The sequence below is a fragment of the Levilactobacillus yonginensis genome (assembly GCF_964065165.1).
Lineage (GTDB): Bacteria > Bacillota > Bacilli > Lactobacillales > Lactobacillaceae > Levilactobacillus > Levilactobacillus yonginensis_A.
Window position 1 is genome coordinate 209,508 of record NZ_OZ061549.1, and the last position, 25,465, is coordinate 234,972.

19 protein-coding genes are annotated in these 25,465 nt (G+C 44.2%); 16 read left to right on the top strand and 3 right to left on the bottom strand.

The features are described 5' to 3' along the window. The first annotated feature begins 12 nt into the window (after positions 1-12). The 7 genes from AB3Y94_RS01085 to AB3Y94_RS01115 all read left to right on the top strand — a co-directional run bounded on the left by AB3Y94_RS01085 (position 13) and on the right by AB3Y94_RS01115 (position 12,015). Positions 13-366, top strand: a complete 354-nt coding sequence (locus AB3Y94_RS01085) for a hypothetical protein (protein WP_367294755.1) — start codon at positions 13-15, stop codon at positions 364-366. After that, positions 363-2,150, top strand: coding sequence for a hypothetical protein (locus tag AB3Y94_RS01090; RefSeq protein WP_367294756.1), 1,788 nt, complete (start codon positions 363-365; stop codon positions 2,148-2,150). Before AB3Y94_RS01085 ends, AB3Y94_RS01090 begins: the two co-directional genes overlap by 4 nt. After that, positions 2,143-3,948, top strand: a complete 1,806-nt coding sequence (locus AB3Y94_RS01095) for a CapA family protein (RefSeq protein WP_367294757.1) — start codon at positions 2,143-2,145, stop codon at positions 3,946-3,948. Before AB3Y94_RS01090 ends, AB3Y94_RS01095 begins: the two co-directional genes overlap by 8 nt. Before the next feature lie 59 nt (positions 3,949-4,007). Beyond that, the gene (locus AB3Y94_RS01100; protein ID WP_367294758.1) at positions 4,008-5,864 is read left to right on the top strand and encodes a hypothetical protein; all 1,857 of its coding nucleotides are present in this window, start codon (positions 4,008-4,010) and stop codon (positions 5,862-5,864) included. A gap of 577 nt (positions 5,865-6,441) precedes the next feature. Beyond that, positions 6,442-9,621, top strand: coding sequence for a GW dipeptide domain-containing protein (locus AB3Y94_RS01105; protein WP_367294759.1), 3,180 nt, complete (start codon positions 6,442-6,444; stop codon positions 9,619-9,621). A gap of 339 nt (positions 9,622-9,960) precedes the next feature. Further along, positions 9,961-10,794: a CatB-related O-acetyltransferase gene (locus AB3Y94_RS01110; protein WP_225426687.1), complete on the top strand. Its 834-nt coding sequence runs from the start codon at positions 9,961-9,963 to the stop codon at positions 10,792-10,794. Between the two features lie 222 nt (positions 10,795-11,016). Then, positions 11,017-12,015, top strand: a complete 999-nt coding sequence (locus AB3Y94_RS01115; RefSeq protein WP_367294760.1) for an IS30 family transposase — start codon at positions 11,017-11,019, stop codon at positions 12,013-12,015. On the opposite strand, the gene AB3Y94_RS01120 is transcribed toward AB3Y94_RS01115, so the two are convergent. After that, positions 12,001-12,864, bottom strand: coding sequence for a CatB-related O-acetyltransferase (locus tag AB3Y94_RS01120; protein ID WP_367294761.1), 864 nt, complete (start codon positions 12,862-12,864; stop codon positions 12,001-12,003). The genes AB3Y94_RS01115 and AB3Y94_RS01120 overlap by 15 nt on opposite strands. Positions 12,865-13,121: 257 nt before the next feature. After that, on the bottom strand, positions 13,122-13,751 hold the full coding sequence (locus tag AB3Y94_RS01125; protein WP_367294762.1) for a copper homeostasis protein CutC: 630 nt from the start codon (positions 13,749-13,751) through the stop codon (positions 13,122-13,124). Positions 13,752-13,833: 82 nt separating this feature from the next. Between AB3Y94_RS01125 and AB3Y94_RS01130 the strand changes: the two genes are divergently transcribed. The 4 genes from AB3Y94_RS01130 (at position 13,834) to AB3Y94_RS01145 (ending at position 19,433) form a co-directional block, all read left to right on the top strand. Next, positions 13,834-15,009 (top strand): AI-2E family transporter, encoded by a 1,176-nt coding sequence (locus AB3Y94_RS01130; RefSeq protein ID WP_367294763.1) that lies wholly within the window; start codon positions 13,834-13,836, stop codon positions 15,007-15,009. Continuing rightward, a complete protein-coding gene (locus tag AB3Y94_RS01135; RefSeq protein ID WP_367294764.1) occupies positions 14,996-15,847 on the top strand; it encodes a methyltransferase domain-containing protein in 852 nt (283 codons plus the stop codon). Before AB3Y94_RS01130 ends, AB3Y94_RS01135 begins: the two co-directional genes overlap by 14 nt. Before the next feature lie 690 nt (positions 15,848-16,537). Further along, on the top strand, positions 16,538-17,050 hold the full coding sequence (locus AB3Y94_RS01140; protein ID WP_367294765.1) for a tRNA (cytidine(34)-2'-O)-methyltransferase: 513 nt from the start codon (positions 16,538-16,540) through the stop codon (positions 17,048-17,050). 25 nt (positions 17,051-17,075) lie between these two features. Further along, a complete protein-coding gene (locus AB3Y94_RS01145; RefSeq protein WP_367294766.1) occupies positions 17,076-19,433 on the top strand; it encodes a DNA translocase FtsK in 2,358 nt (785 codons plus the stop codon). A 296-nt stretch (positions 19,434-19,729) separates the two neighbouring features. Here the strand turns inward: AB3Y94_RS01145 and AB3Y94_RS01150 are convergent, their stop codons facing one another. Next, the gene (locus AB3Y94_RS01150) at positions 19,730-19,846 is read right to left on the bottom strand and encodes a DUF4044 domain-containing protein (protein ID WP_125682660.1); all 117 of its coding nucleotides are present in this window, start codon (positions 19,844-19,846) and stop codon (positions 19,730-19,732) included. Between the two features lie 1,055 nt (positions 19,847-20,901). Here AB3Y94_RS01150 and AB3Y94_RS01155 point away from each other — a divergent pair. The 5 genes from AB3Y94_RS01155 (at position 20,902) to AB3Y94_RS01175 (ending at position 25,457) form a co-directional block, all read left to right on the top strand. Then, a complete protein-coding gene (locus AB3Y94_RS01155) occupies positions 20,902-21,255 on the top strand; it encodes a DUF3397 family protein (RefSeq protein WP_367294767.1) in 354 nt (117 codons plus the stop codon). 201 nt (positions 21,256-21,456) lie between these two features. After that, positions 21,457-21,888 (top strand): division/cell wall cluster transcriptional repressor MraZ, encoded by a 432-nt coding sequence (gene mraZ, locus AB3Y94_RS01160; protein WP_367294768.1) that lies wholly within the window; start codon positions 21,457-21,459, stop codon positions 21,886-21,888. A 21-nt stretch (positions 21,889-21,909) separates the two neighbouring features. Further along, positions 21,910-22,854, top strand: coding sequence for a 16S rRNA (cytosine(1402)-N(4))-methyltransferase RsmH (gene rsmH, locus AB3Y94_RS01165; RefSeq protein WP_125682654.1), 945 nt, complete (start codon positions 21,910-21,912; stop codon positions 22,852-22,854). Between the two features lie 42 nt (positions 22,855-22,896). Then, positions 22,897-23,298: a cell division protein FtsL gene (ftsL, locus tag AB3Y94_RS01170; protein WP_367294769.1), complete on the top strand. Its 402-nt coding sequence runs from the start codon at positions 22,897-22,899 to the stop codon at positions 23,296-23,298. Then, positions 23,298-25,457 carry a penicillin-binding transpeptidase domain-containing protein gene (locus AB3Y94_RS01175; protein ID WP_367294770.1) on the top strand — a complete coding sequence of 720 codons (2,160 nt, stop codon included), beginning with the start codon at positions 23,298-23,300 and terminating at the stop codon, positions 25,455-25,457. The genes ftsL and AB3Y94_RS01175 overlap by 1 nt, the downstream gene beginning before the upstream one ends. Positions 25,458-25,465 lie beyond the last annotated feature (8 nt).

The window sequence follows — 25,465 nt, forward strand, 5'->3', positions numbered from 1 at the left end:
TTAAAGGCGGATTTGGCAGATTGCGATGGTAATCTGACGACCTTCACGGCTCCGGGGGATCATTGGTCTTTTGTTCAACTGGATGAAAGCGGTCACGTAACTGATGTCGTGGAAAAGCGGCGGGTCTCTGACCACGCGTCCGTGGGGTTCTACTATTTTGCCAGCTTTCAACAGTTTGCGGACATCTACCAACGGTATGGAGCGGCCATCAAACAGGAGTACGGTGAGGTCTACGTGGCGCCAATGTACCATTACTTGCTTCAGGAGGGTGCCAAAATAACTTATACGAATATCCCATTTGATGTTGTCCATGTGCTTGGAACGCCGGAGGAATTGGCGGTCTTTAAGGAGGCGGCAACGAGATGAAACATGTTTGGGCGATTGTTTGTGGGACGCTCCGAGATGAAGTTGAGTTTAGTTTGATTATTGATCGATTGTTAACGTGGAGAGAAGAGGGGATGATTGAAGGAATTGTCTTCTCAACCTGGAAGGATGAACTGCGTGAGAAACAGGCATTACAGGAGAAACTAAAGTTAAATGATGTGAAGTTGGTAGAGTCGTTGCCTAATGATCCGCGAGTAGGAACATTAAAAAGCAATTCAATAAATTATTGGCGACAAGCTACGCAACTGCAGGCTGCCTTAGATGTTATTCCACGTGGTGCGGTTGTCCTAAAAACTCGTACAGATCGAGCATTACCAGCTACCCAGCGTTTAGTTGCAATACTCTCTGATGCAACCCCGTTACCAAAGGTGTCAAATGTTGCTGAGAACTTTAAACTACAGAATTTTCCGATTGAGTTTGGCCATCAAATTGCAGTTTTACAGGCTCGTTCCAGTAGAATTATGCAATATACAGATTATGCTTTTTTGGGCTACCACGATGACATTGAAAAGTTGATAAATTTTGATGTTTCCGAGTTTTATTTGTCAAGGGATTTGGTTGCTAACACACAGTTCTTCATATATCCATTTTTCAGAGATTTTCCTGTGATCAAAGACTATTTCCATCTGATCAATTTCCGCCCGCTAATTGATGATTTAGAAAATTATACGTTGCATGAAGGGGACAAATTTCCACATTTTTTTGAAAGGGTATATGCTGCCTTCTTTCAAATCTTATTGACACATTTTCGACTACTAAGTTTGAACCCAGAAAAGTTGGGGCCTATCGGGCAACCAATTGAGTTTGCTGATTTCTTTAAGACTGGGCATAGCGGTCATCTTGTTCATGATGCATTAGGAGTATCTTTTAATTCAAAAAAGATACTTGAAGACTTCGTGAAGCAAGCTGGAGCTGAAAACAATTTAAGTACAAAGAATGTACTTAAATTGTTTTCAACATTTGTGCCCGATAATTTGCAGAGAGCTACTCCAAAAGAAGTGGATGAGCTCGAAGCTTTTCAAAGAGATGAAGCTTTTTCAGCTCATCATTGGCTTCGCAGAACGCGGGTTGAGGTAAAGGCTACAAAATCGAAATATAGTGTTTCAATGTCATTTACTTTTCCAGGTGTTTCAGCTGAGGAGCAAGCCGAAATTTGGACTGCATGTTCAAAATCAAGTAACGTACCAAACTTTTTATTTGAATATTGGTGTAAGCATCAGCTTACACCAATTGATACGCCAGTATACCTGTTGAGTTGTGCGAAGGCTGGTAACCAGTATGGTATCTTGACTTTGACCAGATTATTAAGAGAGCATAAATTGAGTGATGAGGTTGCAAAGGAAGTAGTACGTATCAATAACTTTCGGGCGAGCATGCATCGTCTTCACGGAACAATCAACGTCAAGGTAAGCTGTTATATCTTAAGTTATTGGGCATATGTCTGTCAGGAGCAGCAAGAAGTGTCGCCTGAGCTTTCGAAGCAGGTTCATGCGGTACTGAAACGTTATCTCCCTGGAAAAGCTGAGGCATTTATGCTGGCTTCAAAGGAGTCTACAAAATTAGAGCTGTTCTTTGACGAACAATTATGCAAGGCTGACGATGGTGAGCATCAAGTCCGTTACCGTCGACTAGTAGAATTAGCTCTAGAATTAACGAAGAAGCGTAAATACTGGGATATTTTAAATGGCCTTTTTACGACGAAAGAGCCGAGAAATAAGGCAAACTATGAATTTGCTATTCGAAATTCGCTGTTGGGAGTTGATTGAAGCAATGTTTGCTCAAAAAATTTTGTTGGAACATAATCAAATTTTGAGAAGTATAGGAAATTCAGACACCCAAGTTGAATCTGGTATTGGGAATGCGGTTACGTTGTATGTCTTTTTGAATTTGATGAGCATCCAAAAAATCAAACCTAATACGATGACACAATTATCGAAAGAATTTGTGAAGGAAAATGATCCAAGCCATAATTTTCTTGAAGAGGAAGAGGTGCTGAGTGCACAGCAGTTAGTTGACTTGATGTTAGTTACGTCTAATCCGACTGTGGCACTCGCAATTTGTCAGATGGTTCGTGAACAAACGCATAAAAAAATGAGTGCACATTATCGAGAACTTCCTTGGATAAATAAATTGGAAGGAGCTCTGGCAAATCAAACAGGGCGAATCCGGAGTTCTGTTAAGCAAAGATATGATATTAAAATGCTTCGCTGCTTAGGAGTAGCCTTCTCACAGTTAAAGTTGTCGTATAGGGATTTGATGCATCAAACTGATTGTGTTCAATCAGGCAAGTACTTTTACAATTCGACGATGTTAGTCAAAAATGGTGAATTGACAGGTGGTTACTTTTTCGGACCAAACAATGGTGATGCTATTGCATTTGACCATAAGAATATGTATGTGATATTGGGTGCAGAGAATGGCTATCAGCGTGACATTATTCTTTCAAAACTGATTGAAGGTGTAGATGAAGTTTCTGATTCTCAGTTGTCTGCTTATGCCATCGATGAATTGAATCTAAAGTCTAATCAACCAGTCGTCAGTTTTTGGGGAGATGTTTATCCTGGTGAATTTTATTCCAAGCGGCGTTTGAAACGCCAACAATGGGATCCACTTTTGGATGAAGGGTATGACTATACTTTTTTAGGGATGAAATCCTATCTCAAAAAAAGTAGTCTTAATGTCTTTAATCTGGAATCAGTTTTAGTAGATGATTTTGAAAGCTCAAAATTATTGAAATCAAAGACATTCGTACTTGGAAGTAAGCCTCGAAAAACATTGTTGGCTTTTAAGAAAGCAAATCTTGGGTTGGCTTTGATGGCCAATAATCATGGTGGGGATTATGGAGAAAATGGATTTGAACAATCCAGTAAATATTTAGAAGAAGCAAAGATTCCTCATATTGGTGTAGGACAGGATATTGATAAGGCAACAAACCCCGTACGAATAAATGGACAGGGTGTTAAGATTTCCCTCTTTAATGCATATTGGTACAACAAGAGATATTATCGGGAATACGAGTTTTACTCGTTGTTTGGCAAGATGGGTGTATCACCATTAGGTGAAGAACTACTTCATAAAATTGCTCGGGAACGACTCCAGAATCCAGATAGGTTGATAGTTGTTTCCCCACATTGGGGTACGGATTTTCAACCGGTGGCTGAACGTCAAAAACAATTAGCAATGAAAATGATTGTTGCAGGGGCAGATATCATCATAGGCCATGGGGCACACGCATTACAGGATATTGAGTTGATTTCGGGTCATCCAGTTTTTTATGGTCTTGGGAATGCTTTTTTCAACAGTGAAGGAGAATTTAAGAAATATCCTCATTCATTACCTTTTGGTGGATTCGCCGAAATAAGTGCCAGTGCGGGTGGTATGTTGTTAACTGTCCGATTTATGAACGCTGAAAATCATGAGACCAAGTTTCAACCACGAGCAGTCACGGAAAATGAGTTTTCCAAGTTGATTCTAGGTTTGAAGTCAAATGGGAGTCAATTAGATAACTGGAAGATTGACAATCAAACGCTGCAGTACGTGTATCGAAAAAATAGATTAAAATAAACAATTCAGCATATTTATATGGAATGCTAAATCATTAAATCTTTGTGGAGGGGATTCACTTGCGGACAGTATGGGCAATGGTTTGTGGAACAGTTAGAGATCAGGTTGATTTTAGTATGATAATGGATTTTTTATTGAAGTCCAGGCAGAAAGGAATCATCCAAGGTATTGTGGTAACTACTTGGAAAGATGAGTTCGCAAATCTGAAGTCGCTCCGTGAAAAGCTGGTAGAGAATGACGTCGCGATTGTAGAATCTGAGCAGAATGATCATTTAGTTGCGGGGATGCGGTCAGGTTCAGTGAACTACTGGCGTCAGGCTAAGCAAATGCAAGCGGCTTTGGATGTGATACCAGCTGAAGCTATCGTTTTAAAAACGAGAACTGACCGAGCATTGCCAAGTACACGTAAGTTGGTAGCAATGCTTGATGAACCCGATCCACTCCCAAGGGTGGCTGATAAAGTTCAACAATGGAATCTACCAAATTTTCCACAAGTCTTTGAACATCAAATCGCAATATTTAAAGCACGTACGGGTAGAATTCTTCAGTTTTCAGATTTTGCATTCATGGGTTATAGCGCAGATGTTCGCAAGTTAATTAACTTTGATATTGCAGAATTTTCGTTCACTAGGGGATTGGTTGCTAATATTCAATTCTTTATTTATCCGTTCATTCGACAATATCCAATCATCAGGGATTACTATCGGGTAGTTGATTTTTACCCGTTACTCATAGATTTAAAGGACTATACACAGACTGGTGGAACTAAATTTCCAGGTTTTCTTGAAAGACTTTATGCAGTTTATTTTGGGATATTAGCAATACACTTTAGAATTAGTAGTTTTCAACCTGAAGGATTTTTCGAAGATGCACAGCTACCTATTGAATTTAGTGATCTTTTTCATTCCGGTCATAAAAAGCTTTTAGTACACGATGCATTGGGTGTTACGTTTAACTCGCAATTGATTTTAGATGAATTTTTAAAGCAATCGATTGAAGAAAAAAATGTCACACAAAAAGGATTGTTTCATAGGTGGGGCAAAAGGAACGATGAACCCACAAGCGAGTCCGTAGTGGTACATGAAAGATCGACAAAGAACGTTTTAGCAATCTTGAAATCAAAGCATACCGATATTTTTGACCGCATTACTAATACTGAACTAGCCGAATTAAAAAGCTTTTCACAGAATAAAGATTTTTCACCGAATCATTGGTTGAGAATCAATACTTCTACGTTGGCTGAGCAAGATATTTCTTATAAAACATCACTGAGATTTGAATTGCCAGGTATTTCGGATGAGCAGCGTCAGGCCATCTGGCAGGAGTGTGAGAGTGAACTTAGTGCAAGTAGTGTCTTATTTAAATTCTGGATTTCACATGATGTGGCACCTAAATACAGCGCCCCCTACTTGATGAGCAGTGCTCGAACGAATAACCGTTTTAGTATTTTGACTGGAACGAGGCTTTTACAAGCTGGTTATTTGAATGAAGGGGAGATTTCAGAGATACTTCGAATCAATAATTTTTTTGCTGGTTTTCATGTTCATCATCATGAAATGAATGCAGAAATTGCTTGTTATATTTTGGCTAGGTATATGTATTTGAACGAGCATAAGATGAAAATTTCTCGCGCGACGACAGCTCAAGCGGAATATGTTTTTGAGAGATTTTTGCCAGAAAAGTTCAGTGAATTCAGTCAGCTTGTTAGTGAACCACAAAAGTTAATGACTTTCTGGGATAACCAGGTAGAACAACAAACTAAGGATTTTGCGCGGCAACGTGTCTTAGAAATGGCGTTAGAGACTACGCATCGGCAAGAATATTGGCAACAGCTTGAACCAATGATAAGTCATCAGCCGAAGTTCTATAACTACTTGGCTTCATATCGATATGGCGTAAAATGGCAACTGCTTTAGGGTTATTAATATAAGTCACATTAAATTGATGTAATTGAAAATGTTCAGGGAAAAATTGCAGGTTTTAAATTGTGATTCTTAGGTTGGCATATGCAAAATTTTGTGACCTGAAACTTAAGGGTAAGCTAGGGTTTTCAGGGAAATATGTTTAGCTAACGTTCTAAAGGTAAATACGTGGCCTCGTGGTTATTGAATTAGATGCTATTGATCTTGAATCCGGTATGATTGGAAATATCTTGGATTTATTGTTGTTTATCTTCTCCTCAGAGGGAATATTTGTTAGTGCACCCACACACGCTCCAATTAATCGACTATGTAATGATGGGTTCGAGTAAGACAACAACAGTTAAAGGGTTTTATAATTGTCTTCTGAGCAAGTATATTAATTCTGTTGTTAAGAGAGCAATTAATGATTTAGGGATTTTAGAGGTATCAATCGGGTGATTTACTAAAAGTTGGAAACTCATTAAGGACAGGCCGTTCTAGTATTTCTTCTAAAGTGGGCTGTCTTTAAATTTATAATTTCGGAAATACCCTGACAAGTTAAAAGTAATTGACGACAGAGAGGACAAAAGTTATGAAAAGATTAGCCACAAGTATTTTTCTGACAGTCATTTCCATAGTTGGCGTTTTATTTGGTTTATCCAGTATAGCTAGGGCGAGTAACTATCAAAATACGCTCCCGTTCTGTAATCCAGGGGGTGTCATAGATAAGAGTGCTTACTCACAAGGTGAATTGAATCAGCTAACGGCAATTACACATGGCACTGATTATTCCGGAAATCTAAGTTTAGATAGTGTCTCTTCACATTATGTCTATCAATTGATGGGTAGCAATTTAAAAAACTTTACGGGTTCCGATGGTGTTCTTCAGTTATATAATGAATCCAGTTTTATGACGACACAGATGGTTAAGGATGCCGCTAAGTATTGGAATATTATCGCTGGTCAAAATATTGTTGAGGTGGTTGATTCCGTTGAAAAAAGTGATGAAGTCATCCATGATGTTATGGATGGTAACCCTGGGGTCTTGGGCGGTCAAAGTTATGACGGGAATGGAATTAAATTTTATCCGAATAATTGGAAGCTTCAAAGTTTAGGTATCTCTACTCAAGCTCAGCAGAATTGGAAAGAGGCAACGGTTATTCATGAAATTGGCCATGCATTAGGTATTCCACATTTGGGTGGGGGCCTTGATGGTTTAAATGCCAGTAATTCTGGTGTGAGTTCAAGTGAATTTATGGCCTACTGGACGACAGAAATTGCTGGAGCTCCCTTAGTGAACATGAAGGGGATAACCAGTACAACAATGGATGCTGCAGCACTCGCAATGGCCGCGACTACCTGGCAGAAACCAAGGAAAGTTGCAGAATGGATATTTTCGGGAAGTTCGGAAAGTGTCAATTATTTTACTGGACTTGTAAGTGCAACACTTCCGTGGGGTGTGCAGATTGGATCAATGGGTGATTATATTCAATTGAAAAAGAATTGCTCGGGTGACTTGGTTGTAAAAGATAAAAATTATGATGTATATCAGTTGGATGATAAGGTTTTGGAAACTGGACAACTAGAAGTGGCAAAGAATATGGGATCCGTAGAACATATGGGTTTATTCGATCAAATAGTTACTGTAGGAACTGAATACCAAACTAAAAATGGTGACTCATATTATCGGGTGAATTTTAACAATGAAGACTACGTCGTGAATGCTAAAGCTTTTGAATGGGGTGTAGAAATAGATACACCAGATAATTTGCTTCAAAGTCAGGAAAAAGTAGATGAAGTGAAAACGATTGGGGCCGATGCGAGTGTTTACCAATTTGAGCAACAAGACTTTAATCAGAAACCCTCTATCAAAGCAGCCAAGGTGGGCACGACGAAGGCTCTTGGAATTGTGGGTAAGCAGGCACATGCGCTCATTAAGTATGTGAGTACGAATGGCTACATCTATTATCGAATTAATTTAGGCGGTGTAGACTATATTCTTCATTCGAGTGCTTTTAATAGTGCTAACTGGGGTGTAGAGATTAATTCTGAGAATGAAGTTATTCAAAGTAAAAAAAATGTAGATAAACAGCTTACAATTGGGAGTAAATATAACGTCTATCAGTTTGATGACCAAGTCATTGATGATAAGGGAACGCAAAAAGCTACGCTCTTAGGAAATACTGAAACACTAAATCTTGTTGGTAAGAATGTTAATATTTCGACGTCTTATACAAGCTCTAAAGGGAATACCTACTATCGTTTCAAGGTTGATGGAACGTCTTACGTTGTTATGGCAAATGCTTTTGATTCGGAAAATTGGGGCGTAGAAATCAATTCAGTAGATGAAGTTCTTCAAAGCTATGAAACTTATGAGACAACGATGCCAGTGTTAAGGCAGTATAATGTTTATCAATTTGATAATTCAATTATTGATAATAAAGAGACGGCGAAGGCAATTCAAGCTGGTAATACTCGGACGCAGAATCTTATTGATCAACAGGTGAAAGTTACTGAGAAGTATATCAGCAGTAAAGGTTACACATACTATCGAATCAAGGCTAAAAACCAAGAGTACGTTATTCAATCGGGAGCGTTCAGCCTCGATACCTGGGGTGTTGAAATTGGTCAAAGCGGTAACATGATACAAGCGTATGAACCGAGTGAAGATACTCAGTTAACGGTTGGTGCTACAGAAGATGTTTACCAATTCAGTGATGACATAATTGATCAGAAGAAAACGATTCGCGCCAAAAAAGTTGGTACGACAGATACTTTGCAACTGATTGATCAGAAGGTAAAAATAATTAAACGTTATCAGAGCTCAGCAGGCCATATCTACTATCGTGTTAACTTTGACGGACTGGAGTACGTTGTCCAGTCAACGGCTTTTAATTCTAAGCACTGGGGAGCTGAACTAGATTATGCCGACAATGTTCTTCAATCACGAGAGCCACTTAGCGTCACTTTGACAATAAAAAACACCTCTAATTTATACGATTTCGATGACAAGATTATTGATGATAAATTGAGCAAAAAAGCTGAACTGTTGGGAACCACGGTTGAGAAAGGGCTTATTGGAAAATCGGTCAAGGCAACGGAACTATATATAAGTAATCAAGGGTATCTCTACTATCGCATTTCAAGCGAAGGAACGAGCTATGCTACTAAAGCCTCTTCGTTTGATTTATCGGATTGGGGAGTTTTAATCAATTCACCAGGTGAAATTATTCAAGAGGGACAGACAGTTGAAAAGGTACTCACTATTGGTGCGTCGTACAATGTTTATCAGTTTAACGAAGTCGTTTTGTCTCAACAAGCAATTGCTAATGCCACACAAGCTGGTACAGCAGAAAAAATGGGATTACTTGATAAGCAGGTTCACGTTATAGAGAAATATACAAGCAATAAAGGGTATGTCTATTATCGAATCTTGGATTCGGGAAAAGAATATGTCATTAATAGTAGGGCTTTTAATTCAGAAAATTGGGGCGTTGAAATAAACTCTGCAGATGAGGTGTTGCAAAATAGGCAGTCAGTAGACCAAAGGATGGTGATAACTAAAACGTATAATGCTTATCAATTTGACGATACAGTTATTGATGAGAAGAGACATAAAAAGGCAACCCAAATTGATAATACTGAAAAACTTGGTTTAGTGGGAAAGTCAGTTCACGTGATTGAAAAGTATACAAGTAATCGAAATAATGATTACTACCGGATTGAGATTGGAAATGAACAGTATGTCGTGGGTGTTGGGGCTTTTGGATAACTACTAAGTAGTTTATTGAGAATTTTTATTTTCACTTTAACATGGTTATGGTTGAAAAATGGGATGCTGAATTCAGCATCCCATTTTTTGAAATCATAGATCATTTGAAGCTAAGGAACAGTTACTTGGGAAAAAGATTTTGAAATATATTTCGTCAACAGTTAATTTGTTACGATTTGAATGATTCGTAAGGATATTTTGAAAAAACGTTTGACTGTATCAAGCTTAATCATTATTAAGAGAAGTGGTATAGTGAAAACAGTTAATATTTTAGAGATGAATTTTGGCAAAAGCGTTATACATAGCTTTCGGTGAATAATTTAAGGGTGTGAGTGTGATATGGCAACAGAAATAAAAGGCGTCACTTTTTTTCAAAAAGGTTTAGTTTATGAGAAAGAACAATTTAGCAAAAGATTTGATTTTGCACCAGAAACTGGCAAGATGCTCAAGGACCACAAAATTTTTACCCGTTTTATGTCTGCAGATATCCGATTCAAATTGAATGAGAGACTTCATGTGGCCCGGAATGTGTCTGTAGAACCATACACTATTTTTGCTTCAGGGGGATATTTTTTTTCGATGGGCGCATTTAGTTATTCTCAAAGTAATTTACCAATTCATACGATTATTGGCCGGTATTCGGTGATTTCTGGTGCAGTGAGGGAAATGGGGCCTAACCATCCAATGAATCGCTTTACCTCGTCAATTCTGACCTACGACCCCCACAATGCTGCTCTCAATACGTATAAAGAAGATTTCAACGCACATATTGAACCGGTTCGAAGTGATGTGACAAGGGAGTATCCAATCATCATCGGCAATGATGTCTGGATTGGAGAAAATGTGACCTTTTCTTCTAAGGGGATTGTGGTCAATGACGGTGCCGTCATTGGTGCTGATTCGGTAGTTACCAAAGACGTTCCACCATACGCAGTGGTAGTTGGTGTTCCAGCTCACGTGATTAAATATCGTTTTGACCCAGATACCATTAAAAGATTAATGGCATTGAAGTGGTGGCAATATGATTTTGGACAATTTACAAATATTAAAGTTGATGATCCAATCGACAAATTTTTGGACGAGGTTGAGAGCCTACAAGCAGCTGGTAAACTCAAGCCTTATGAACCTGAAATTGTGACGATGGCGGATTTTGACCGTTTAGAAGAAAAATAATTTGGTTATTTATAAAGAGAGGTTACTGATATCTGATCAGTAGCCTCTCTTTTAAGTACTTTTGATAGAGTAAAGACTAAAAAACTAGTTGCCTTGGGGCTTTTTAGGGTGACGAATTTACAATTGAAGTGCAACAAATAAGAAGAAAATAAAAAAGAACTCATAGCCTGAGTCCTGTAAAATGAAGTCACCACAACAATCACTTAAAGGAGATCTTAGGCTATGAGTCCGTACAATCATCTTACCTTAAAAGACCGAGAATGCATACTGTTAGGAGTCACTTTAAACGATACTTATCAAGGTATTGCGGAGAAAATTGGCTGTTCAAAAGCCACCGTATCACGCGAAATTAAGCGCAACGGTGGCCGTGATGCATATTCAGCTGTCAAAGCACAAGAGAACTATCAGAGACGGCGACTGAAAAGCCGACGTCCTAGGATCTTAGCTGACTTGAAACTACGAGATTTTGTCCTTCACCGCATCGTTCAATGCCAATGGTCTCCGGAACAAATCTCAGGCCGTTTAGTTCACGAAAATAGCGAATGGCAAATCAGTTACAATACTATTTATCGCGGAATTAAACTCGATAATTTAGGGATTAAACGCAAGAGTCACGGTGCACGTGGCTTTGCCCGTAAGTTGCGTCACCGTGGCAAAACCCGTAAGGTCAAAGGAACGGTTAACGAACGACGTGGTCGGTTTAACGAGGTGCTTTCAGTTCATGAACGACCAGTTTCGTGCAATAAACGGAGCTGGTTCGGCCATTGGGAAGGCGACACCGTTCAGGGTAAAACTGGGCGTTCAGCTTTGGTTACATTGGTGGACCGTAAATCACGGTACTTATTGTCTCAACGAGTTTCCAAAGTAAACGCCAAGAACGTCACGCAAGCTATGATTGACCTACTGCATACTGTGACGCCCAAACGAGTTCGTACGCTTACGCCGGATCGTGGAACTGAATTCGCAGGATACCGCGAAGTTAGTCAAGAACTTGGTATTCCAGTCTATTTCCCAGATCCACATGCGCCCCAGCAACGGGGAACCAATGAGAATACCAATGGCCTTATTCGTGAGTACTTCCCCAAGGGAACCGATTTAGATCAGCTCACTGACCAAGATATTTATCAGTTCGTTGAAGTGCTAAATAACCGACCACGCAAGATTTTAGGCTGGAAGAGTCCATCTGAAGTTTTCTTTGGGACAAAGTTACACTTGATTTGACAATTCGTCGTCTTCCTCTTCAGTCTGAATGAAATCATCGATTCCGATTGGGGTGGGATTAAATGGTTGAATGTCACCCATGTCGATTAGGTGCTCCATTGAATGAATGAAATCTTCGATTTTGTCATCGCCACGAATTCCCTCGAAGTCAGCGAAGCCATATTGCCACCACTGAAGTTTTAATAGGTGTTGAATAATTTCAGGTGGGAATCGATATTTGAGAATTTTAGCAGGTACCCCGCCAACCACAGCGTACGGTGGGACATCTTTAGTGACTAACGCACCACCAGCAATGACGGCACCGTTGCCGACTGTAACACCTTTAGGAACAAAGGTAACGTTTTCGCCTATCCAAACATCATTTCCAATGGTAATCGGGCCACCATTTTTGACCTTGCTAGGAACATTTTGGAAGGATTTTCCCGCTTCCTCTAAGTAGTCCTGGTAGGCACTGTTATGCATATCATAGGTTAGCGTTGATGAGGTGAAACGATCGATTGGGTGGCTACCCTGCATTCGTCTAACTCCGCTAGCAATGGAGGAGTATCGACCAACGACAGTATTAAGTGGCAAATCATTATTACCAGTCAAACTAAACGCACCCATGGAGAAAAAGCGTCGGCCGCCAAGAAATAATGTATAAGGCTCTATTTGAGTATTTAGTGGAACTTCAATCAGAGAATCATATCTTAAACGATGAGAGTTATCTTTAATTATTCGTGTATAAATATGTTTCTCATTGAACATGTCTCGCAGTGACTGGTTAACCTTAAATTGTTTACGACGGGGCAAGTACATTGCTTCCAAACCATTCTGAGCAAAAGTAATGCCATTGATTTTTGATGTCATCCGGATGCTTCCTTTACGTTAAAGTTATTAGGTAGCAATACTAGCACTGTAAAATTACGCTCGCTGCCAGTTTGCTTTTTTATAACAACATTTTAAACTATTAAATAGCCCTTGTCAGTAGAGAATGCTAAGTTATAGGCTAATCCAGAAATATAAGAACCCCATGATTCGATATCTGTGCAAATAAATATTCTAAATAAAAAGATGAAATTGGGTAGAGAGTGCAATGCTCCCGTCCCAATTTCATCGTCAATTGCTTACAGCACATTTTCCCCATAAACCAATTTAACACCTAACGCATCAGCCACACTGGCTGCTTCATCAGCCGTCACATCAGCCGGCACGAGCACCACGCTATCTGCATCGGCCAAGCGTTTGCTAGCAATCCAATCGGCTTCACGGTCGTCACCGTACTTACCCGTGCTCAGGACTCGGTCGACACTCTGACTACCCAACCAATCCAGTGCCGCACCGCGGTCCTGTGGTCGAATCTGATCGAAGGCCGTATCAAACGTCAACGTCATGCCACCAGCAGCGGCAATCAGCGTACTGAGGACTTCAACGTCCAACTGGCTCTGGTCGGTGAGGGCACCAAAGATGGCGCCGTCCGCTCCTAATTGTTGGGCTTCTAACAAGTCAGCCTCCATCATCTTGATTTCCACGCCGTTGTAGGGTGATTTGCCACCCCGTGGCGCGATGATCAAGTCGAGGGCTACCTGGTGCTCATGGGCGTAACGTACGGCTTCACCCATGACGCCCTTGCTAACTGTGGTGCCACCAGCCGCTAAGTTATCAGCGAGGGCCACCCGTTTGGCACCCGCTCTAATGGCAGCGGGTAATTCAGTATAATTTTCTAGTAACGGTTCAACTAACAGCAAAATCGTCATCCTTTCTCTGGCCGCTTGCGTTACAGCGGCGAACAGTATGGTACAATGTACGCACCATTTTATTTCTTTAGGAGTGAAACTATTGAAACCGGAATCTAAGCAGCATCGGTCGTGGTTCTGGAGCTGGGTCGTCAATAACCGCCTAGTTTCCATCCTGACAATCACGCTCCTTATTTTACTCATTTTACTTGTCCTAAGTAAAGTCCCATGGCTCGCAACGCCGTTTGTTTTGGTGGGACAGATTCTGGGACTTCCCATTATTCTGGCCGGCGTGGGATATTATCTCTTAAATCCCGTGGTTGATCGGTTGGAAAAACGGGGGATTCACCGAAGTTGGTCCATCATTGGGCTCTTTATTTTGGTGGCCCTTTTGATTGCCTGGGGACTGCTCAGCCTGATTCCCATGATTCAGCGGCAAATGACGTCACTCATTACGGAGTGGCCGCACTACTGGCACCAGATTACGCAGACCAGTATGACCTGGCTGAAAGACGACCGGTTGGATGGCCTTCGCAGCCAACTGGACCAATTCAACCAGCAACTCTCATCTAGTTCGTCGACTGCCATCTCCACGTTCGCCAAGAATACGGTTAGCTCGGTCGGGGGAATCGTGAGTCGCGTTGTTTCCGTAGTGGTGGCCGTGGTGACGGCACCGTTTATCCTGTTCTATCTCTTGAGGGATGGTCACCAATTGCCTGATTATCTGGCAAAAATCTTACCGGTTAAGCGACGGTCTTCCGTGGTCCACCTCCTGCGAGAAATGAATCGGCAGGTCAGTAACTACGTTCGGGGACAGTTGATTGTGGCGTTCATTGTGGCCATTCTCTTCTACATTGGTTTCTTGATTGTCGGCTTACGGTTTGCCTTACTCCTAGGTATCGTTGCTGGGGTCCTGAATCTGATTCCGTATCTGGGGTCGTTTCTGGCCATGGTGCCGGCAGTTGTGGTAGCCGCGTTCATTTCACCGTGGATGTTGGTCAAGGTCCTCATCGTCTTTATTATTGAACAAACGTTAGAAGGGCGAATCATTTCGCCGATTGTGTTAGGAAGCTCCCTCAAGATACATCCACTGACCATTATCTTTATCCTGCTAATTGCAGGGAAAGCATTTGGGGTGCTCGGGGTCGTCTTGGGAATTCCAGGCTACGCCGTCATTCGGGTCGTTGCCACGGAAATCTTCCATTGGTATCAGAAATTTGCGGGTGGCTATGAAGAACCCGTTGTCGAACAAGGAGTCAGTGAAAATGAAGAAAATTGATCAAGCGACGGCTTTTCTGGCCGCTCGTCCCACACTATTTCGGTGCCCCGTCTGTCTGGAACCGTACGCCACGGTCGAGGGGCACAGCCTCATCTGTCCCAATGGCCACAACGTTGACCTCTCTAAGAAGGGGACACTGTATTTCATGCAACGCGCGGTAGCCAGCGAATATGACAATGCCATGTTAGCTGCTCGGCGGCGGATGCTGCAGGCTGGCTTGTTTAAGGGCATCACGGATGCCTTTGCGGCTAAATTGCCGGCAGCTCCGCAAACAATCTTAGACGTTGGCTGTGGGGAAGGGGCACCGTTAGACGACGTTCTCGCCCAGCGTGACGGGCAGGACACAGCCGTTGGGTTTGACCTGTCTAAGCCAGGAATCAACCTCGCCACGCAGCTTGAGAACAACGCGTTCTTCTGCGTGGCTGACCTGGCCCAAATGCCATTCACTGACAGCCAATTTACGGCGATTTTAGACCTGTTCTCGCCATCCGCCTATAATGAGTTCAACCGGGTCTTAGCGCCTGGAGGACAGCTCCTAAAGGTGATTCCCAACGCCGATTACTTAATTGAGTTACGGCAAGCCATCTTTCCAGCTGGCAGTACCCATGCAACTTACGATAACAGCAATGTTTTGAACCTGTTCCAGCAACATTATCCAGATTCGAGTGTTGAACGGATTCGTTACCAGGTACCGGTCCCAGCTGAGTTATTCAGTGACCTGATGTTGATGACGCCCATGCACTGGGGAGCGTCGGAAGACCGGTTAGCGGCAGTTAAGGCCAATCCGTTCCCAGAGATCACGGTGGACGTGACCCTCTTAACGGCACAAGGGATTTAGTAAAACGTTAAAAAATCTTATGTAAAGTTCTTGAACACCTAACGGCGGAGTGTTATATTGACCTATGAGAAATCGTTTGGCGGTCGACATCAGTGAATAACTGTTAGCGGCTGACAAGTAGCACTTCACTAAAGTAGTTCCTCGCCGTGCCCACACCGAGGAACTGCTTTTTATTTTGGCCTTTTTTAGATGGGCGAGGGAGTTGGGTAGTTCTTTTGGTTTGATCAAGTAACAGTCTTTTCATGGCGGGCAATTGGTTGCCTGACCTGGCTTATTGGAGGCTCTGGTTGAGTAGGTATTAGGTTGAAAATCAGCAAAGGTCAGTGGGGCCAATAGCATAATTTGATAAAACTTTATTGTAAGAAGTCATCAATTTAAAGCGGAGGCAGTCAGGGCGGGGCCAGCAGTGAAAATGTCGTTAGCTAGCGTATTTTGCTAGGTTATGACATGGGCGAATTTGAAGACCCGCGAACTTACGGGGCTTCAAATCGAGCGAGAAGCCCGGTCTTTGGCTGAAGCGTCCCCACAGCTGGTCCCCACCCTGACTGCCGGAGCGCGGTATTCATCCAAAGAATCTCTAGGAATATAATCTGCCTTTACCCTCGTTACTCTCTTGTCAAAACCCACTGAAAATGGCTATAATGATGGGACAGAACGAATGTTTGATAACAGAACGGAGAAGAGAATTTTATGGCAAACCACATTGCGTTATTTGAACCACTATTTCCCGCCAATACGGGAAACATTGCCCGGACCTGTGCTGGGACGGATACGATTTTAGACTTGATCAAACCCCTCGGATTTTCCGTCGACGACGCCCACTTAAAACGGGCTGGTTTGGACTACTGGGACAAGGTTGACGTCCGGTACCATGAAAATTTGCCGGCCTTTTTAGACACGATTCCGGACCCAACGCAACTCTACCTGGTTTCCAAGTTTGCTGACCAAGATTACACGGAACCAGACTACAGTGTGAACGAGAGTGATCACTACTTCCTATTTGGGAAAGAAACGACGGGGCTACCAGAACCCTTCATGCGGCAACACAGTGAAAAGTGCATTCGGATTCCACAAGACGACACGCATATTCGGGCCCTTAACCTGTCCAACAGTGCGGCGATTGTGATTTACGAAGTCATGCGCCAACAGGCTTTTCCTAACCTGGAACGGGTACACACTTACCCACATGACAAATTAAAATAAACTAAGATTGAAAGGAGGCTCACCGTTGGCTACCAAACGAAAAACAACGCGCCGAAAAACAACAAAGCGCCAGCCAACGAAGCGCCGGAAAACTTCGGCCAAAAAGCAGCCATTTCCATACACCGCTAATGTGATTGGTTTGGTTTTGATTGCCCTAGCGGCCCTGGGATTGTTTAATCTAGGTATACTAGGGACACTCTTTGCGAATCTATTACGTCTGATTGTGGGGGATACCTATCAGTTCGGTCTCATCGTGGTGGCTGCTTTGGGGGTCACCCTCACTGTAACGGGAGAACTACCGCGACTGGCACGTCATTACTGGTTGGGGAGTAGCTTGATCTACGGTGGTTGGTTGCTATGGATTTCTGCTAATCACTTCTTACAAGTAGACCAACACAGTCAATTTCTAAGCACAATTTGGCGGGATGGCCTGTCTGACCTCTGGACTGGTGGCTTAACCGCCCAGTTGGGTGGCGGGGTCATTGGGACCGTTGAGCTGAGCATTGTTGCGTGGCTGATTGCCCTGGTGGGTTCTCAGATTGCTGCCTGGTTGGTGATGGTTGGTGGGGTAATCGTCTTTTTCCAGATTCCCTTTAGTACGATTCAGTCGTGGTTGCAAACAACTTGGACAACGCTTCATCGCGGTGCGCAGGCTAGTAGTGCTGCTCTCAAACGGGGTGGAGCGAAGGTTCAGGAACGTCGCAATCAACGGGCCAAGTCCCGACCAGTCTCCACTGTGACTGACGATAAAACGGCACCTAACCTACCGACGGATCCAGACGACAAGGATCTGCCGGAGCCTCACGCCAAAACCAAAGATGAACCGAGCTATCACATTACCGTGGCGGCCAATGAGAATTCCAAACCGGCACCAACTTCCGAAACGGAGGAGACCACGGATACCACCGCTGATGCCTTGGCCAGCAGTACGCCGGTCGATCCCAACTATCAGTTGCCAACAGCCGACCTGTTAAAACAAGTACCACCGACTGATCAGACCGAGGAAGTTAACGCCATTGATGCCAACACTAAGATTTTAAAGCAGACGTTGGACAGCTTTGGGGTAGACGCCGAGGTCAAGAATGTTAGTCTGGGGCCGTCCGTGACCGAGTATGAGTTGCATCCAGCCATCGGGGTCAAGGTTTCCCGGATTGTTAATTTGGCGGATGACCTGGCTTTGGCGCTGGCAGCGAAGGGGATTCGGATTCAAGCACCAATTCCTGGCAAATCCTTGATTGGTATCGAAGTCCCTAATAAAGAAGTTTCAACCGTTTCCTTTAGAGACGTGGTTGAAGCGCAACCGGCGCACCCCAACAAACCGTTGGAAGTTCCGCTAGGGCGTAACGTGACCGGTCAAGTGGTGACCATGGACCTCACCAAGATGCCGCATCTGCTAATTGCAGGGGCCACTGGGAGTGGTAAATCCGTGGCCATTAATGGCATTATCACTAGTATGTTAATGAACGCACGGCCGGATCAGTTGAAACTCATGTTGATTGATCCCAAGAAGGTGGAATTGAGCGTCTACAATGGGATTCCGCACCTATTAACACCAGTGGTGTCCGAGCCCAAGAAGGCGGCCCGGGCCTTGCACAAGGTCGTGGCCGAAATGGAACGGCGCTACGAACTCTTCTCTCAGTTTGGTCAACGAAAGATTTCTGGGTACAATGCCTTTGTTCAAAAGGCTAATGCCGAGGATGACCAGGCCCGGCCAACGTTGCCATACATTGTGGTGGTGGTGGACGAACTGGCTGATCTGATGATGACGGTTTCTAATGAAGTAGAAGACGCGATTATTCGGCTGGCTCAAATGGGTCGAGCGGCCGGGGTTCACATGATTCTGGCTACCCAACGGCCTTCTGTGGATGTTATTACTGGTTTGATCAAAGCCAATGTGCCGTCCCGGATTGCTTTTGCCGTTTCCAGCGGGATCGATTCGCGGACTATTTTGGACGCTAATGGTGCCGAAAAATTGCTCGGCCGAGGAGATATGCTTTTCCAACCGGTCGATGCAAATTCACCGGTGCGGGTCCAAGGAGCCTTCATTCCGGATGATGATGTGGCTAATGTGGTTGATTTCATTAAGCAACAACAGTCCGCGGATTACGACGAGGATATGATGGTGACTGATGAGGAACTGCAACAGGAGGATGCTGGTGACAGCGATGATGAGTTGTTTGATGATGCACTGAAGTTTGTGGTCGAACAACAGAAGGCTAGCACGTCATTACTTCAACGGCGCTTCCGCATTGGTTACAACCGAGCTGCTCGGATGATGGATGATTTGGAACAACGCGGTTACATCGGCCCCCAAGAGGGCAGTAAACCACGACAAGTTTACAAGCAGCCAGATAGCAGTGCCGACCAATCTCAAAACGATTAACGATAGCTTTATAAAATCTCTCCCACACCACCACTATTTTGGGTTGGTGCCACCCAACGCGTTAAGCTACGGGTGAATGGGGGAGATTTTTTTGATTGAATGGATAGCAGTCTCGGATTGGTTTGCAGCAGTGGTGACCATTATATTTAGTAAGTGTCCTAACCAACGCCTTGGACAATTGCAGGTGGGTTATACTAGTTTTGACGATGAATAATTAGTAGCTTTGCGTCAGATAAATATACCAAAAAAGACGCCAACCGTTCATTAAGAACAGCTGACGTCTTTTAAAGTAAAATTTACTGCATCAATGACGCAACGGCACCAAAAATTAAGGAACCAATCGTTGCGATGATCATAATCCAAACAAATACGTTCGTGATTTTTTGAAATGTTGATTTTTTCTTTTTTTCCATGCGGGGATAGCCACCTCTTTGCGTGCATTCTACTCAATTAGTTTACCGTGGCAAGAAGAGAATTGCAACCGGCTGGTGTAACTTGTCAACTGCTTGTCACAAATATGATTGAACTGCTCATGCCCATGATGATTTAACCGTTTTTGGAACAATACTAATCAGAATTTTTTTCGTCATCAGTTAGTAGGAACGCCACCCGGTGAGGCAGACCTGGGGCCTAAGAAGCGGTCCCCAGGGCGCCTTGAAGCCTCAAACTGCGAGTCTTCAAGGTTGGCCGTCCTCTAAGCCTGGACAGTCCGTCATCAGTTGGCAGGAACGCCACCCGGTGAGGCAGACCTGGGGCCTAAGAAGCGGTCCCCAGGGCGCCTTGAAGCCTCAAACTGCGAGTCTTCAAGGTCGGCCGTCCTCTAAGCCTGGACAGTCCGTCCAGTCTAAGAGGACCGACACGGGGTTCTGTTCCTGCCAACTGATGACTGCCATTGTTTGAAACAATTATGTGGGGGTGACAGCTTCTAAAAATAGGGGAGTATCGTGCATCATAGATGCCAGGTTAGTCTATTAAGACTCAGTTATGGCAGGCTACAAGCTCATGTTTGATGGCAAATTAACTGGATGATTTTTGTGTCAAACTAATCTGCTACGCTAGGCAATTATAGTTAAGTAGGAGCAAGTCTATGCGCCTAATTCTGTAGAATCGTTTAATCCCGTGACTGACACGAATGGCGAATAATTTTACGATAGAAGGTTCAATAATCATGGGTAAGGTCAAACCGCAGTGTAGCCTGCGGTTGCCAGGGGTGGGGCTGGCCGTGTCGACGGTGTTAGCAGGCGGTTTTAAGCCTGGTTACAGCGTGGGAGGAGCTTGGAAACTCGGTGGGTTGCCGAGGTTTCAAGTCCAGGAGAAAGACCGGGCTGTGGCTTTCTCCGGTCCCCACAGCAGGCCCTGCCCCTGGCAGCCGGAGGCGGCCGTACTGGTTTCTAAGCGCAAGACAGAATTGCAACTCCCAAAAGAAATCTCTATAATTAGAAAAAACGAGTTATTAGGGGGAAGTTAAATGGCGTTTTGGGACTCACCCGTTGCCCAACTAGCGATTTTAGCAGTGGGATGGCTGCTGATTCGGCTAGTGAAGCGGGTATTTGGCAAACATTGGCCAGCACAAGTAAATACGTGGGACCTGATGACGCCGTTATTACTGCTATGTTCATTGCTTTTGATTCCACACGGAGCGGGGACGTTGCTGCCATGGCTGGTTATCGGTTGGATGGCAATTGGTATCATGGTGACACTTGTTCAGGCGATTCACAACAAAGAGTTGCTTTATCCCACGTTTTTCCGGACATTTTGGCGATTGACAGACCTCTATTGGGCGATTGGATTTGTCGTCTGTTTCATTGTGGCTATCAGCTGATTTTATGCATAAATATTAATTATTTTGACTTTTGACTCATTTTTAGTAAGCGCTGTGAAGACTGTTAAGCCGTGGTGAACACTTGTTCGCTACGGCTTTTTTTGTCTTTGTGGGGAAATTTATAAAAATTCGGAAACGTTGTGGTAGAAAGTGGGGGCATGTGGTAAACTTGGTGATAGTTACAAATGGGAGTGATTGGCTATGTTTATGGGCGAATTTGAACACGCAATTGACACCAAAGGCCGGTTAATCATTCCCGCCAAATTTCGAGATCAACTGGGCGAACAGTTTGTCGTTACTCGGGGGATGGATGGTTGTTTATTCGGCTACCCGATGACCGAGTGGTCCGCCTTGCAAGAAAAATTGAAAGCCTTGCCAGTTAATAAGAAAGATGCCCGGGCCTTTGTCCGGTTCTTCTATTCCGCAGCGACCGAATGTGAGCTCGACAAACAGGGAAGAATCAATTTACCTAAGTCATTACGGGACCACGCAGCGTTAGTTAAGCAGTGCGTGATTGTCGGTGTGGCTAACCGGTTTGAAATTTGGAGCGCAGAGCGGTGGCAGGACTTTTCCACCTCAGCAGAAGAAGATTTCGATGATATCGCCGAAAATCTCATTGATTTTGGCATGTAGAACCAGGAAAGGAGAGTGTTCATGGAGGACTTTCATCACGTTACAGTTTTACTTAAAGAAGCGGTCGCTGGCTTGAATATCGACCCCACGGGAGTCTACGTTGATTGCACTCTCGGCGGTGGTGGTCATAGCCAACGCATCCTGGAACAGCTAACAACTGGTCACCTATATGCGTTTGACCAGGATCAGACCGCAATTACGTATAACGAGGAACATTTAAAAAAGTACTTAGACGAAGGCAAGTTAACTTTTATCAAGAGTAACTTTCGCCAAATTAAAGAAGAACTTGCACAACGGGGGATTACCAAGGTCGACGGTATTCTGTACGACTTAGGGGTCTCCTCACCACAGTTCGACGAGGCCGACCGCGGGTTTAGTTACCAGCACGATGCCCCGTTGGACATGCGCATGGATCAGAGCCAAAAACTTACGGCCTGGATTGTGGTCAATGAGTGGGAATTCAACGACTTGATGCGGATTTTCCACCGCTACGGTGAAGAGAAGTTTGCGAAGCCAATTGCCCGAGCCATTGAACGCCACCGGGCTACGGCACCTATCGATACGACGGGTCAGTTAGTTGAAATCATCAAAGAAGGGATTCCCGCAGCCGCTCGACGGCACGGTGGTCACCCCGCTAAGAAGGTTTTCCAAGCGATTCGTATCGCGGTTAATGACGAGTTAGGTGCCTTGGAGGATTCCTTGGAGCAAGCCGTCTCTCTAATTGACTTGAACGGGCGAATCAGCGTCATTACCTTCCAGTCCTTAGAGGACCGGTTAGTTAAGACGATGTTCCGTGAACAGTCGTCCTTACCAGAACTTCCGCACGGTATTCCGGTAATTCCCGACAATCTGCAACCGGATTACAAGTTAGTTAATCGCAAACCAATCCTTCCCTCAGAGGAGGAATTGGCAGAGAATCACCGGGCACATAGTGCAAAGTTACGAATTTTAGAAAAAATTAAGTAGTTAAACCAAATAATAAATATCGACATAGGAAGATGATTATTTATGGCGCAAAATAGTTTAGCTGAAGCTGTTCCGCTCACGCAGGAACCCCAACAACGCCCAAACATAGAACAACCGCAGCGGCGGGTTCAACCCCAAAGTGCTCCCCAACAAAATCCGCAGGGGAACAAGCTGCCGGTTTCTAAATTCGAAAAATGCTTAATGACCGTCCTGGGCCTCATGCTGGCGTGCATGATGGTCTTGGTCGTGTCTTCCAAGATTTCTCTTTCCAATGCGCAACACAACTTACAAAGTGTTAACAGCCAAGTGACCACTTATCAAAACCACAACACAAACGACCAACAACAAATAAATGAGTTGCAGAGTCGGAGTCGGCTTGATAAAATTGCCAAAAAGCAAGGTCTCAATTTAGAAAATGCTAGAATAAGGAATGTTAACAGATAATGAAAGATTCCCAAGAGCGACAAACGATAAATAAGCAACCACGCAGAAACCGGAAGCATTTTGGCCAGTTTCTGTTTTTCATTTTCCTTTTGGTGTTTGTGATCATCGTTGGTCGCTTTTCGTATATCGCCATCGGGAAGCGGGTGCAGAACGTTAATTTGAGCGTGCAAGCCCAGAAGCTATATACGGCCAACGAGACTCTCAAGGCTAAACGGGGGACTATTTACGATGCCAACGGCCAGGCGATTGCTGAGGATACCAGCGTGTATTCGATTTACGTGGTGCTGGACAAGCGTCAGGTGGGGTTAAACGGTCAGAAACTATACGCCACCAACAAAGAAAAGATGGCGACGGTACTATCAAAGTACCTGCCCATCAGCCGTAAGAAAGTGTTGGCCACATTGAACCCTAGTCAAGGTCATCCGTTCCAAGTTGAATTTGGGACTGCGGGACAAAATATCTCGTTGACGACTAAACAGAAGATCCAAAAGGCCCATCTAACCGGAGTGAATTTTGTCCAACAGGAGGCGCGCCTTTATCCTAACGGCATCTTTGCCTCCCACTTGGTGGGGTTGGCTGAACAGAAGACGGATAAGAACGGCCAAACTTCCTTAGTAGGGAGCATGGGACTCGAGCAGGCCTTCAACAAGCAACTGACCGGGACCAATGGGTCGCAAAAGATTAAAAAAGATATGTACGGGTACCAATTACCCGGCACGAAGCAAAAGTACAAGAAGGCTAAGAATGGCGACAACGTGTACACCACGTTGGATACCCGCCTTCAGACCTTATTGGAAACCGAAATGAGTAGTGTTCAGAGTCAGGTCAAGGCCAACTCCATGAACGCTGTTCTAATGAACGCTAAAACTGGGGCTATTCTGGCTGCTACGCAACGGCCAACGTTTAATGCTTCCACCAAGGAAGGGTTGAGCCAAATTTGGCGGAACACCTTGGTACAAGATGCTTATGAGCCAGGATCCACCATGAAGGTCTTCACACTGGCTTCCTCCATTGATAGTGGTCACTACAATGGGAACGCGATGTATCAATCTGGGAAATACGCTATCGGGAACCAAACTGTCCCTGACTGGAACACCTCGGGGTGGGGAACCATTACCTACAATAAAGGGTTTGCTCTCTCCAGTAACGTGGCCATGGCCCACCTGGAACAACAAATGGGTGCCAAGACCTGGAAGAAGTACATTGACCGCTTTAAGTTCCTGAAGAGCACCAATTCGGGCTTACCGGGTGAAATGTCCGGAAGCATCGCGTTCAAGCGGCCGATTGAACAGGCAGATACGTCGTTTGGTCAAGGGATTCAAGTCACCGTTTTCCAAATGTTGCAAGGCTTAACGGCCGTCAGCAACAATGGTAAAATGATGAAGCCTTACGTGATCAGTAAGGTCACAGATCCGAATACCAACAAGACGGTCGCCAAGTACTCACCTAAGACGGTCGGTCATCCCATTGCGGCTTCGACGGCAAAAGCTGTTCGCAAGCACATGGAAGACGTCGTGTACAAGAGTTACGGTATCGGGAGCGACTACAAGATGAGTGGCGAACGAGTGGCCGTTAAGACTGGTACCGCACAGGTCAGCAACGGCTCCGGGTACCTTTCCGGGGATGACAACTACCTGTATTCTGTCGCCGCCATGGTCCCTGCCAGCAATCCGAAGTACGTGATGTACATCACCATGAAACAACCACATTTAGGTGGTAAGACCGCTTCACAACTACTGGCCTCCATCATGAAGCCAGTCATGGCACGGGCTTTACAAGAAGACGTTCAAACGAAAGCCACCAGTACCAGCAAGATGCCGGACGTTACTGGCCAAGGTGTGACCAAGGCAGCCGCAGCTTTGAAGAAGGCCGGTGCGACCGTGACCACTTTAGGGACCGGCAGCAAGGTTCAAAAACAATCGGTTTCGACTGGAACAACGCTATATCAAGCTCAGCGCGTGTTCTTAACGACCGGTGGGACCGTTTCTCTACCAAGTTTGGTAGGCTGGTCTAAGGGTGATGTGGTAAAATTAGCTCAGATAGAAGGTTTGAAGCTAACTGTCTCTGGGGACGGGTACGTCACGAAGCAAAGTGTGAAGGCGGGAACCACCGTCGGCTCTGGCGCCACGTTGTCTGTAACGTTGAAACAAAATAAATGAGAATGAGG